The organism is Algoriphagus aquimarinus (genome assembly GCF_007997215.1).
Taxonomy (GTDB): domain Bacteria; phylum Bacteroidota; class Bacteroidia; order Cytophagales; family Cyclobacteriaceae; genus Algoriphagus; species Algoriphagus aquimarinus_A.
Window position 1 is genome coordinate 791,926 of sequence record NZ_VORW01000001.1, and the last position, 12,758, is coordinate 804,683.

Consider the following 12,758-nt stretch of genomic DNA (forward strand, 5'->3'; position numbering starts at 1 on the left):
TATTAATATTAGGGTGGTAAAATTAGCAATTCTTTTGGTTTGGCTAGAATTAGAACTATTCTATATCTAGTTTTTGTTGGAAAGTATGCCATTTTTATAGTGACATTTTTCTAAATCAACTCGACTAAAAAACATTTCAAACATGTCGGAATTTCTCTCAACTCCACTTCCAAATATTCCTAAATCTGATTTACCAAAAGTAGTCATTGTAGGCGCTGGATTTGGAGGGTTAAAGCTTGCTATGAAGTTGATGAATAAACAATTTCAGGTGATTTTGCTCGACAAGCATAACTATCATCAGTTCCAGCCACTTTTTTATCAAGTTGCCACTGCTGGACTGGAACCGAGTGCTATTTCATTTCCACTTCGAAAGATTTTTCACGGATCGAAAAATGTGACTTTCCGAATGGCTCAAGTTGATCACTTTGATCCGAAAATCAAGCGCCTCTTTACAGATATGGGCTATATAGATTACAGTTATCTAATAATGGCGATGGGTGCTGACACTAATTACTTTGGAAATAAAAACATAGAAGATTCTGCTTCTCCGATGAAAACGGTATCTGAGGCCCTATATATCCGTAATAAGATAATTTCGAATTACGAACGAGCTATTAATATTGAGAAAGCGGAAGATCGTAAATCTCTCATGAATGTAGTAATAGTGGGTGGAGGCCCTACAGGAGTAGAGTTAGCTGGTGCCATGGCAGATTTGAGAAATAATGTACTCCCCAAGGATTATCCGGAACTCAATTTTCACAATATGAAGATTGTACTCATAGAGGCAGGGCCGGAATTGCTCGGTGCCATGTCCAAAGAGTCTAAAGAGAGTGCGTTGAAATATCTTCTGAACCTAGGAGTAGAAGTGATGCTGAATACCATGGTGAAAAATTACGATGGAAATGAAGTACTACTGGCAGACAATGAACCTATTCAAACCCAGACCTTGCTTTGGGCAGCTGGCATTAAACCAAATAGAATAGGAGGGTTGCAGGCTGACAATTATGCTCCAAATGGAAGAATTTTCGTCGACGACTTTTCAGAAATAAAAGGATGCCAAGGAGTATATGCACTTGGTGATATCAGTTTGATGACTCAGGAGGAATATCCTAAAGGCCATCCTCAAGTTGCTCAAGTGGCAATTCAACAGGCAGTTTGTCTTGCTCACAACCTTCACAAAATAGAAGAAGGTAAGGAGAAGAAGGTTTTTACATATAAAGATTTAGGGTCTATGGCAACTGTGGGAAGAAAGCTTGCAGTGGTTGATTTACCATTCATTAAGTTTCAGGGGATACTGGCTTGGTTTACCTGGCTTTTTGTTCACTTGATGGCTATTCTTGGGGTGAAAAATAAGGTGTTCATATTCCTAGATTGGTCTTGGAACTACCTGAGTTTTGATCCTAGCCTAAGGTTGCTGATTAAGCCGAAGGCTGTAAGGCCTAGCGAACGGAAGGAATTAACAGAGGAGAGGTAGTCTGATTTAGATTTGTTAACAAAAAGTCATCTAGATCAGATTAAACTGATATGCCAATGCATGGTCTAATTCATGTAACTAAAAAACAGAACACATGAAAAAATGGATTTTCGCTACGGGTTTGATGGTAATGGTCAGCCTGAGCACATTTGCACAAAGAAATGGAGGAGAAAGACCAAGTGCGGAGGAGAGAGCTAATAGAAATACTGAACGCATGGCGGAGGAACTTAAGCTAACTGATGCTCAGAAAAAGCAAATCTTAGCTATCAACTTAGAATATGCTAAGAAGAATGAGGCTGAGATGGCTGAAAGAAAAGCTGAAATGGATGCCCGAAAAACTGAAATGGATGCGAAGAGAGCTGAATTGAAAGAGCAGGATGCTAAAATCCAAGCCGTTTTGACTGAGGAGCAAAGAGCAAAGTGGACTGAAATCAAAGCGGAAAGAATGGATGATCGCCGCAGAGGCAGACCAAATGCACAGATTGAAGCTGATCCTCGAAGAGGGAAAAGAGGAGGTAATTAATTCGCTATGTACCGTTTAGCAAAAGAAGCCACCCTGAGTAATCGGGATGGCTTCTTGTTTTATTATAGCAAAACTTTTTAGTCTATATCTGAAATGTGCTCTTCTACCTGGAAGAATGATTCGTCTTTTTGAGGTAGGGTAGATTCTCCCATTAGGAACTCATCCACCTTTACTGCGGCTTCACGACCTTCTGAAATAGCCCATACAACCAAAGATTGACCACGGCGCATATCTCCTGCTAGGAATACCTTTGAATTAGTGCTTTGGTAATTTTTAGACTTTGGAAGTGTATTCTCCATCGTGTCTGCACCAAATGCTTCTAGCAATCCATTTTGAGCAGGACCAGTATATCCGATAGCCAAGAATGCCAAGTCACAAGGGACTGTTCGTTCTGTGCCAGGGATTTCTTCGAAGACCATACGTCCATCTTTGTGCACCCATTCTAGATCAACTAGACTTAAGCCTGTCACTTGACCTTCGGCATTAACCGTGAACTCCTTTGTAAGAACCGAAAATACTCGCTCAGCACCTTCGTCATGAGAACTCGAAGTTCTCAAAGTCATAGGCCATTCTGGCCAAGGGTTAAGCGTATTTCTTTGCTGTGGAGGTTTCGGTAAAAGCTCTAGTTGTGTGATGGATGCCGCTCCATGTCGATTGGATGTACCAATACAATCACTTCCTGTATCACCACCGCCAATTACAATCACATGCTTTCCTTTGGCTGAGATTGGATTTTCTTCGATCTCGCCAGACACAACTTTGTTTTGCTGACCAAGAAATTCCATCGCAAAATGAACACCTGTGGCATTCGATCCTTTGATATTTAATCCCCTAGGTTGTCCAGCTCCAGTAGAAAGTACTACAGCATCGAAGTTTTTTAGGATATTTTCTGCCTTGATATTGAAACCAATTTCTGTATTGCAGGTGAAAATTACTCCTTCTTGTTTCATGAAATCGACACGGCGATCAATTACCCATTTTTCAAGCTTGAAATCCGGGATACCAAATCGAAGTAATCCTCCAGGCTTGGAATCTTTTTCGAAAAGCGTCACCTCATGACCAGCTTGATTTAGCTGATCAGCCGCAGCAAGTCCTGCAGGGCCTGAGCCAATTACGGCTACTGACTTTCCAGTTCTTGTTTTTGGAGGATTCGCTTTGATCAGGCCTAGTTCATAGGCTTTTTCAGCTATATTTTTCTCGATTAATTCGATTGCAACTGGGTCTTTATTAATTCCCAATACACAGCTAGCTTCGCATGGAGCAGGACAAATTCTCCCAGTAAACTCAGGGAAATTGTTTGTGCTCCTTAATATATTGATCGCTTGCTCCCATTCGTTTTTGTAAACCGCATCGTTGAAATCCGGAATTACATTACCCAATGGACAGCCATTGTGACAAAACGGAACACCGCAGTCCATGCATCGAGCTGCCTGATTATTTAATTTTTCGCCTGCAAAAGGCTCATATATTTCCTTGTAGTCACCTATTCTAGCTTTCGCGTCACGGGTAACCGGGGTTTCTCTTTTGAATTGAATAAATCCTTCTTTCGCTCCCATTTTACGCCAATGATTTTGATTGTTCTAATGCTCTTTTCTCTAAAACTGCCTTATAATCTCTTGGAATTACCTTGATAAATTTCTCTTTGGTTTTATCCCAATCATCAAGGAATTTAGTTCCTAAACCCGATCTAGTCAGTTTTACATGTCTTTTGATGAATGTTTTGATCGTGTTGACATCCTCATCCTCCAGGTTATCTATATCTACTAGTTCTGGGTTGATTTCAGTAATGTATTCTTTAAGAATATAAGCTATTCCACCGCTCATTCCAGCGGCAAAGTTTCTACCTATTTCTCCGAGATTCACTACTAATCCACCAGTCATATATTCACAACCGTGATCTCCAATTCCTTCTACTACTGTCTGTACACCAGAGTTTCTAACGCAGAATCTCTCGCCACCTTTTCCGTTGATGTATGCTTCACCGGACGTTGCTCCGTAGAACGCTACGTTACCAATGATGATGTTTTCTTCTGGAACAAATTTGGCATTTCTACTAGGGTAGATGATCAATTTTCCTCCTGAAAGTCCTTTTCCGAAGTAATCATTTGCCTCCCCTTCTAGTTCGAAATTGACTCCTTTGGTAAGGAATCCTCCAAAAGTCTGACCAGCAGAACCTGTGAACTTGAAGTTGATCGTATCCTCAGGCAATCCAGGGCTACCATATATTTTGGAGATTTCGTTGGAAAGCATTGCTCCTACAGATCTGTCAGTATTCTTGATAGAGAAGCTACCTGAAGAAGCCAAAGCTTGTTCAAGTGAAGGAAGCGCAGCCTTTATTAACTGCCGATCCAATACTCTCTTCAGTTCAAATTCTTGATCGATTTGCTTGTGAATACCTACGTGATCTGGAACTTCCACTTTGTGGAAAATCGGACTTAAGTCCACTTTATCCCACTTCCAGTGATTCAAATGACCAGTAGATTGAAGGACGTTGCTTTGTCCTACCATTTCATTCACGGTGCGGAAGCCAAGCGAGGCCATGATCTCTCTAAGATCTTGAACAAGGAATTGGAAGAAATTCACTACGTGATCAGGATCACCGGTAAATAGCTTTCTTAAGTCTGGATTTTGTGTTGCAATACCTACTGGACAAGTGTTCAGATGGCATTTTCTCATCATAATACATCCTTCTACTACTAAAGCAGCAGTGGAAATCCCCCATTCTTCAGCTCCCAAAAGTGTCGCAATTGCAAGGTCGCGACCAGTTCTAAGCTGACCATCGGTTTGCAATACTACTCGGCTACGGAGGTTGTTTTTTACCAAAGTCTGATGAGCTTCAGAAAGCCCAAGTTCCCATGGTAAGCCAGCATGTCGAATAGAACTCAACGGTGATGCTCCTGTACCACCATCAGCGCCTGAGATCAGGATCACATCAGCCATAGCTTTTGCCACACCTGCTGCCACTGTTCCTACTCCAGCTTGAGAAACTAGTTTAACGTTGATTCTTGCTTTTCTATTCGCATTCTTTAGATCATAGATCAGCTGAGCTAGATCTTCAATGGAATAAATATCGTGGTGTGGTGGAGGTGAGATCAATCCTACTCCAGGAGTAGAATGTCTTACTCTACCTATCCAATCATCTACTTTATGTCCAGGAAGCTGACCGCCTTCTCCAGGCTTAGCTCCTTGAGCCATCTTTATTTGAAGTTCGGCAGCATTCGTCAGGTAATTACTCGTAACGCCGAATCTACCAGAAGCTACTTGCTTGATAGCTGAGCGCTCCCAGTCTCCATTTTCTTTTTTGGCAAATCGAATTTCATCTTCTCCTCCTTCTCCAGAGTTACTTTTAGCACCCATTCTATTCATGGCTATCGCCAAAGTAGAGTGAGCTTCGTGAGAAATCGAACCAAAAGACATGGCGCCAGTAGCAAATCTCCGCATGATGGAAGATGCTGGCTCTACTTCGTCTATTGGTACAGAAATACGGTTTTTGAACTCGAATAAGCCTCGTAACGTCAAGGCATCTTTGCTTTGCTCGTTGATTTTGGATGCAAATTTCTTATACATCCCGTAATCATTTAAGCGAGTCGATTTCTGAAGCAAATGGATTGTTTCAGGATTAAACAAGTGTTTTTCACCTCTTCTTTTCCACTGATACACTCCACCTTGCTCTAGTATCGGCGATTCTGTCTCGTAAGCTGCTCTATGACGAATCAATACTTCCTCAGCTAATTCATTAAATGAAATTCCGCTGATTCTAGAGATTGTGCCTTTGAAACATCTGTCAATTACATCTGGTCCTAAACCTAAAGCTTCGAAGATTTGCGCACTTTGATAAGACTGAAGTGTACTGATTCCCATTTTAGAAAGTACTTTAAGCAGTCCTTTTCCTATCGCAGATTGATAGTTTGAGAATAGTTTCTTCTGACTTTTTGGGTTTGGAAGTTCACCTTTTTGATACATATCTAGAAGTGATTCTAGGGCCATGTATGGATTAATTGCTGATGCTCCGTAACCAATTGCAGTTGCGAAATGATGAGTTTCGCGAATATCTCCAGATTCTAATACCAAGCCGGCACTAGTTCGGATTTTCTTTTTGACTAAGTGATGGTGAACTGCTCCTATCGCCAATAGAGATGGGATAGGTGCATATTCTACAGTGCTATTACGGTCAGAAATAATGATGACATTTTTACCTTCATTGATCGATTTTTCCGCTTCATCGCAAAGCTTATTAAGAGCTTCTAAAAGCCTTCCTGGCTTATGATCTGCAAGGAAATGACTTGTAAGCGTAGCACACCTATAGCCTTGGCCCTCCATATTATTAATCTTTTCCAAATCTTCATTCAGAAGAACTGGTTGGGAAATATGGATTTGACGTGTATGCTTTGGACTTTCTTCCAAAATGTTTTGCCCTACTCCCAGACGGGTAAATAGTGACATGACCAATCTCTCACGAATAGGATCAATCGGTGGATTACTTACCTGAGCAAATAGCTGCTTAAAGTAATTGGAAATATGCTGACTTTCTTTGGAAAGAACTGCAAGCGGAGTATCTGCTCCCATAGAGCCGATTGCTTCATAGGCAGTGTCGCCCATCGGGCTCAATACCACTTTCAGCTCCTCTGAAGTATATCCAAAGATGGTTTGCTGTTTTTTAATATTCTCAGTAGAATATGGATGTTTCAGTGTTTTCGGGTCATCTTCCAAACGAAGTTTGATTCGCTGATCTGCAACCCACTGTTCGTATGGTTGCTTACTGCAAATTTCTCCTTTTACTTCCTCATCAAAAACTACTCGGCCTTTTTCCAAATCAGCCCAAATCATCCTTCCCGGACTAATTCTGCCTTTCTCTAAAATAGTGGCTTCACGAATAGGTAATGCTCCAGCTTCAGAAGAAAGTATAAGTCTATTATCCTTTGTAATAAAGTATCTCAATGGACGAAGACCGTTTCTATCCAGCGTAGCACCTACAGATTTTCCATCTGTAAATAGCAAAGCAGCAGGTCCATCCCATGGCTCAACGAGTGAAGCATGGAATTTATAGAATGATTTTCTATCACGATCCATGACCTCATTATCTTGCCAAGCTTCTGGCACAAGCATCATCATGGCATGGGGAAGAGATCTACCACTCAAAGTCAGTAGTTCCACCATAGCATCAAGATTCGCTGAATCCGACTTTTGTTTGTCGGTGATTGGCATCAATCTGGAAAGCTCCTCATCAGTGAAATACTTTGACTTCATGAGGTTTTCCTTTGACTTCATCTTATTCAGATTTCCCTTGATCGTATTGATCTCACCATTGTGAGAAAGAAAACGAAATGGCTGAGCTAGTCTCCAGTTAGGAAACGTATTGGTAGAGAAGCGGGAGTGAACTATCGCAAAAGCGGATCCGATTCTTGGATTCTGTAGGTCTTTGTAAAAAGCCAACACCTGATCAGTTCGCAACTGACCCTTATATATAAGTGTCTGGCTGCTCAAGCTCGCAAAGTAGAATGACTGATTTACGCCAGGAATCTTAGTGTTGATTTCTGAAGTTGAGTAGTTTCTAAGCACGTAAAGCTTGCGCTCCAATTCGATACCGGTGAGCCCTTTTTTATGCTTGACAAAGAGCTGCTCAATATTCGGCATCACTTCCAATGCTCCAGAGCCGGGTACTGTCTCGTCTACTGGCACTGATCGATAACCGATCAATTCAAAATCCAACTCTTCAATCACTTGATTGAGAAGTTCTTTTGAGCGGTGAAATAGCTGCTTATTCTTTGGGAAAAACGTCATGCCTACACCATAAGATCCAGCTTCAGGAAGCTCAATCTCTGTACGCGCAGTAATATCCTTGAGGAACTGATGTGGTACCTGAATTAGTATGCCGGCGCCATCACCAGACTTAGGATCAGATCCACGTCCGCCACGGTGCTCCATGTTGCTCAGCATATATAAGGCATCGCTAATCGTCTCATGTGAGGGAACTGCACTCAGATCGACAACCGCACCTATACCGCAGGAGTCATGCTCAAACTCCGATCGATACAAACCTTCTTGCATTTTTATAGAATTTATTAGGTTCAAAATTTCCAAAAATTACAGAAAAAAATTGTCCTATTAAAATTACGGCAATAAAACAGCTGCTTTAGTGCCTTATTATTTATGGATTTTGACTTTTTTAATATTTTGGCAATTGGCTTTTTGGTGTGAAAAACTGAACTGCCTAATAAAATTTATGGCAGTATTTGATGAAATAGGGTGCTTTTTAATTCAAATCTGAAAAAAAAAGTGCGAAACATTTGATTTTAGGATCTCGAAAAATACTGCTAAAAAAAATAAAATTATTTTTTGTGAATTTTAGTGTTGACTCGTCGAATCAGCGATCATTAAATTTCACGTAAAATAATATTCTGAAAAATAGGCTAAACTAAAAATATTATAATTTACTGTTTCTCAATCTGTATGTGGACCAAGTGTATCCTTGTCCAAAGAATTGATGTGAACCTTTATTTTTTTGATTTTTCGGGCGTCTACTGCCAAAATGGTAAACTCGAAATCTTCAAAATTGATCTTGGTTCCATTCTTAGGTAATTTCGAATTAAGCTCCAGAAGTAATCCCCCGAGTGATTCGCTTTCGCCTTTGACATCTTCAAATATCTGTGAGTCCAAATCAAGTTTTTTACAAAAATCATTCAGTGAGACTTTTCCTTCAAAAATAAAGGTGGAGGAATCAATTTCTTGGAAGAATATATCGTCATGGTCGTCAAACTCATCGTTGATTTCTCCAATTATTTCTTCAATTAAATCTTCTAAAGTGACCAGTCCTGAGGTTCCGCCATACTCATCCACCACGATGGCCATGTGCACTCGCTTTAGCTGGAAATCCTTTAGCAAGGTGTCCACCTTTTTGTTTTCAGGTACAAAGAAGCTTTTTCGGATTAGTTCATTCCACTTAAAATCCTCGTCTCTTTCGATAAATGGCAAAAGATCTTTGATATAAAGAATGCCTTGAATATTATCAATCGTCTCTTCGTAAACGGGAATTCTGGAATATCCACTTTTATTGATTTTGTCCATCAATTCATGAAAATCCATTTCCATATCGATGGCTGTGATATCCATGCGGCTTTGCATGACTTGCTTTACAGTGAGTGTTCCGAAGTTTACTATTCCTCGGAGAATCTCTCGTTCTTCATTTCCAGCATCTTCCGTAGTCAATTCCAATGCTTGATTTAGCTCATTTACAGAAAGTGAATACCCTTTCTTTACAATTCGTTTTTCCAGAAGATTGCTAAATGCCATCAAAAACACCGAAATAGGTTTGAGCACTGAGGAGAAAAATACTATGGTAGGAGCCATGATGAGACTAAACTCAACCTTGGCATTATTGGCGTAAACCTTCGGTACAATTTCACCAAAGAAAACAATGGCAAAAGTGATTCCCACTGTCTGAATCAATATGATGATAATTCCGGTTGCGTTCATCCCAAAAATAGACCAAGTCACAAATGTGGTCAGAGTAACTATCCCAATATTGATTAGGTTATTGAGAATAAGGATAGTGCTAAGTAGTTTTTTGGGAGATTCCACCAGGCTTATTACTTTTTTTCCACGAGGTGTGTTTTCTTCTTCGATGTTCCCTAAGTCTTCATTGGATAGGGAAAAAAAAGCTACCTCTGAACCTGAAACTAGGGCAGAGCCTATTAAAAGTAGTATAAAAAGCAGTCCATTTAAAATCAGGTAGCTTACCGAAGGTGTGCTAATCTGAGCGAGTAAATTGTAACTCGGGTAGGGATCGTCCATGTATTAAACCGTAAAGGTTAATGCAAAATTAAAAAAAATTCCCCTGAAAATAGCTTCCAGGGGAATGGATTATTAAAATGGCAGATCATCATCTTCTGTATCTGAAACCATTTCTTGTGCTTTAGGCGCTGATGTAGGTGCTGCCGATGCTGGTCTTTGTTGGGTGGATTGCTGCGGAGCGCTAGGACTTCCTGCTCCATCCGGTTTGGCACCAAGCATAGTGAAACTTAGGACTCTGATTTTGGTTCGATAGCGATTTTGACCCTGCTCATCTTGCCATTTGTCAGTTTTTATTTTGCCCTCTACGTAGATCTGACTACCTTTTTTAAGGTATTGCTCAGCTATTTTAGCCTGTGCACCCCATAGTTCGAGGTCATGCCATTCGGTTTGTTCTACTCTTTCGCCATTTCTGTTTTTGTAAGCTTCTGTTGTTGCCAAGCTTACATTAGCTACAGCATTATCACCTTCCAAATACTTTACTTCTGGGTCTGCTCCGAGATTTCCTACAAGGATTACTTTATTTACTCCTGCCATAATTAGTTTAATTTAAGGTTGAAAAAATCTAATACTTGAAGGTACTCAAATCCCTTGATCGTTCAAAAAGTTCACAATTAACTTTGGCTTCGCCAGGTATTCAATCTTTTCCTCTGCCACGAGCATAAAACCTTCCTTTTCACACCAATCTTCAAGCTCCTCCAAATTTTCTTCTCTTATTTCTACTTCGGAGAAAACAGCATTTAATCGCTGATGGGACAATATGTGTCTGTAATTTTTTGGAAATCGTTGAGTTTCTTCTTCATAAGCTGAGGGAATCTCCATTGGAATAGATGGTAGGCCATCATTAGATTCTACTTGAGGAAAATCAAAAAGTCCTTCCCAGATATCTCCAGAAGTTCGTTTTTTCCAAACCCACTTTTCCCCGCACTTGATTACATAATAATGGAAATGACGTTCTCTTACTTTTACCTTATTAATTTTCACGGGAAGATCTGACACCATATTATATAGTAGCGCAAAGCAGGAAGACTTGAGAGGACATGATTCACATCCTGGATTTTTGGGCGTGCATAGCCTAGCACCGAAGTCCATCATTGCTTGGTTAAATTCACCCGGCTGATCCTTTGGTATAATCTGATTAGCTAGTGCTTCAAATTCCTTTTTGGCTTTTGAGCTTGCTATGTCGGTCTCGATCCCGAAGTAGCGGGCTAATACCCTAAACACATTACCATCCACTACGGCTTTAACTTCACCATAGGCAAAACTTGCAATTGCCGAAGCTGTGTAGCTGCCGACGCCTTTTAATTTAAGAAGTTCACTGTATGATTTGGGGAATTCACCATTCATATCAAACCAAATAGTTTTTGCGCAAGCATGAAGATTCCTCGCCCGGCTATAATAACCCAACCCCTGCCATAGTCTTAGAACCTCCTCTTCTGGTGCCAAAGCTAGATCCTTTACCGTAGGGTAAGTCTCCGAAAAAGCATAATAATAAGGTAACCCTTGCGCGACGCGAGTCTGTTGAAGAATGATCTCAGAGAGCCAAATTTTGTATGGATCATCCGTTCCTCTCCATGGTAAATCCCTTGGATTTTCACGATACCAAGTTAGTATTTGATGCGAAAAAGCCTGATATTCAGTGGTTTTGTAATCCATGGTCAATTATTATCTATCATACAAATCAAGCTAATTTTTGTGAATATGTTTTTTAATTACAATGGTTGTCTTACATTTGCAGTCCCAAAAACACTTGGTTAATAGGTCGTTAAGCTTATTTCGTAATTTCTAAATTAATATTACAGTGACTAAAGCAGAAGTAATCACTAAGATTTCGGACAAAACAGGCATCCAAAAGGATGATGTTACACAAGCCATTGAGGCGTTCTTCAAAGTAGTGAAGGATTCAATGTCCGAAGGAGACAACATCTACGTGAGAGGATTTGGTAGCTTCATCAATAAGAAGAGAGCTAGAAAAATCGCCCGAAACATCTCCAAAAACACAGCAATCGTGATCGACGAGCATTACATCCCGGCTTTTAAGCCATCTAAGGTGTTTGTAGAGAAGATCAAGAACAGCAAAAAAATCAAGGAACTAGCTCCTCAGGACTAAGTCCGAAGAGTTTATGACATGAAAAGATCTCAACTCATACTAATCGCAATAGGAATCATCGCAATCGGAGGATTGTATGCCCTTCCTAGTGTGGTCGTGGATAATGAAAGTAAGGCAGATGGAGTTTCTCAGGAAAATTCATCCGCTTCTACTACATCCACTGATCCCATAGCGATGCATGAGGCTGAGCTAAGTCCTGATCAGAGACTTCAGATAAATACGCTGAAACTTCAGATCGCTGAGAATTCTTCGAAAGAAGAAGTGAAATCTTCAACGGAAGATATTGCTGCGATTTATCAGGAACTTGGGCAGTACGATAGTGCAGGATATTATCTAAGTTTGGCAGCAGATCAGCAGTCGGACATGGGACTAGCAGAAAAAGCAGGAAACGCCTATTATGAGGCATTCAGCTTTGCGCTATATCCGGAGAAAGTAACTTACACTGCCGAACAGACCCGAAAGTATTTAAACAAGGTGTTGGAAAACGATCCCACCCGTTTGGATTTGAAAACCAAGGTAGCGATGACTTATGTGTCCTCGTCCAATCCAATGCAGGGAATCACGATGCTAAGAGAGATCTTGGAAGAGGATCCGCAAAATGAGGATGGACTGTTCAACATGGGCGTACTATCTATGCAATCAGGCCAGTACAAGCGTGCCACTGAGCGATTCGAAGAATTGATCCAATATCACCCGGACAATCTTCAGGGGCAGTTTTACTTAGGTGTGAGCTATTTCGAAGCCAAACAAAACAACAAAGCGAAAGCTCAGTTTGAGAAAGTAAAAACGATGACCGAGGATGAAATGATCCTTGGAAGTATCGAAAGCTATCTCGAAAAGCTATAATTTATTTGTATCACTAC

At 40.5% G+C, this 12,758-nt stretch carries 9 protein-coding genes; 4 read left to right on the plus strand and 5 right to left on the minus strand.

Annotated elements, in window-relative coordinates; translation table 11 throughout:
- The first annotated feature begins 142 nt into the window (after window positions 1–142).
- Both ESV85_RS03700 and ESV85_RS03705 read left to right on the plus strand, forming a co-directional pair.
- Entirely contained in the window at window positions 143–1,474 is a 1,332-nt protein-coding gene (locus tag ESV85_RS03700; protein ID WP_146914879.1) for an NAD(P)/FAD-dependent oxidoreductase, read from the plus strand.
- A 94-nt stretch (window positions 1,475–1,568) separates the two neighbouring features.
- Window positions 1,569–1,997 carry a Spy/CpxP family protein refolding chaperone gene (locus ESV85_RS03705; RefSeq protein WP_146914880.1) on the plus strand — a complete coding sequence of 143 codons (429 nt, stop codon included), beginning with the start codon at window positions 1,569–1,571 and terminating at the stop codon, window positions 1,995–1,997.
- A gap of 77 nt (window positions 1,998–2,074) precedes the next feature.
- Here the strand turns inward: ESV85_RS03705 and ESV85_RS03710 are convergent, their stop codons facing one another.
- From ESV85_RS03710 to mutY, 5 genes are all read right to left on the minus strand, one after another.
- Window positions 2,075–3,553: a glutamate synthase subunit beta gene (locus tag ESV85_RS03710; protein WP_146914881.1), complete on the minus strand. Its 1,479-nt coding sequence runs from the start codon at window positions 3,551–3,553 to the stop codon at window positions 2,075–2,077.
- Between the two features lies 1 nt (window position 3,554).
- Window positions 3,555–8,045, minus strand: a complete 4,491-nt coding sequence (gltB, locus tag ESV85_RS03715) for a glutamate synthase large subunit (protein WP_146914882.1) — start codon at window positions 8,043–8,045, stop codon at window positions 3,555–3,557.
- A 393-nt stretch (window positions 8,046–8,438) separates the two neighbouring features.
- Window positions 8,439–9,788 (minus strand): gliding motility-associated protein GldE, encoded by a 1,350-nt coding sequence (gene gldE, locus ESV85_RS03720; protein WP_146914883.1) that lies wholly within the window; start codon window positions 9,786–9,788, stop codon window positions 8,439–8,441.
- A 72-nt stretch (window positions 9,789–9,860) separates the two neighbouring features.
- Entirely contained in the window at window positions 9,861–10,322 is a 462-nt protein-coding gene (locus tag ESV85_RS03725) for a single-stranded DNA-binding protein (RefSeq protein WP_146914884.1), read from the minus strand.
- Between the two features lie 45 nt (window positions 10,323–10,367).
- A complete protein-coding gene (gene mutY / locus ESV85_RS03730) occupies window positions 10,368–11,441 on the minus strand; it encodes an A/G-specific adenine glycosylase (RefSeq protein ID WP_146914885.1) in 1,074 nt (357 codons plus the stop codon).
- A gap of 145 nt (window positions 11,442–11,586) precedes the next feature.
- Here mutY and ESV85_RS03735 point away from each other — a divergent pair, with 145 nt between their 5' ends.
- Both ESV85_RS03735 and ESV85_RS03740 read left to right on the plus strand, forming a co-directional pair.
- Complete coding sequence (locus tag ESV85_RS03735; protein WP_057937110.1) at window positions 11,587–11,895, plus strand: HU family DNA-binding protein; 309 nt, start codon at window positions 11,587–11,589, stop codon at window positions 11,893–11,895.
- An 18-nt stretch (window positions 11,896–11,913) separates the two neighbouring features.
- A complete protein-coding gene (locus ESV85_RS03740; RefSeq protein WP_146914886.1) occupies window positions 11,914–12,741 on the plus strand; it encodes a tetratricopeptide repeat protein in 828 nt (275 codons plus the stop codon).
- Window positions 12,742–12,758: the final 17 nt, after the last annotated feature.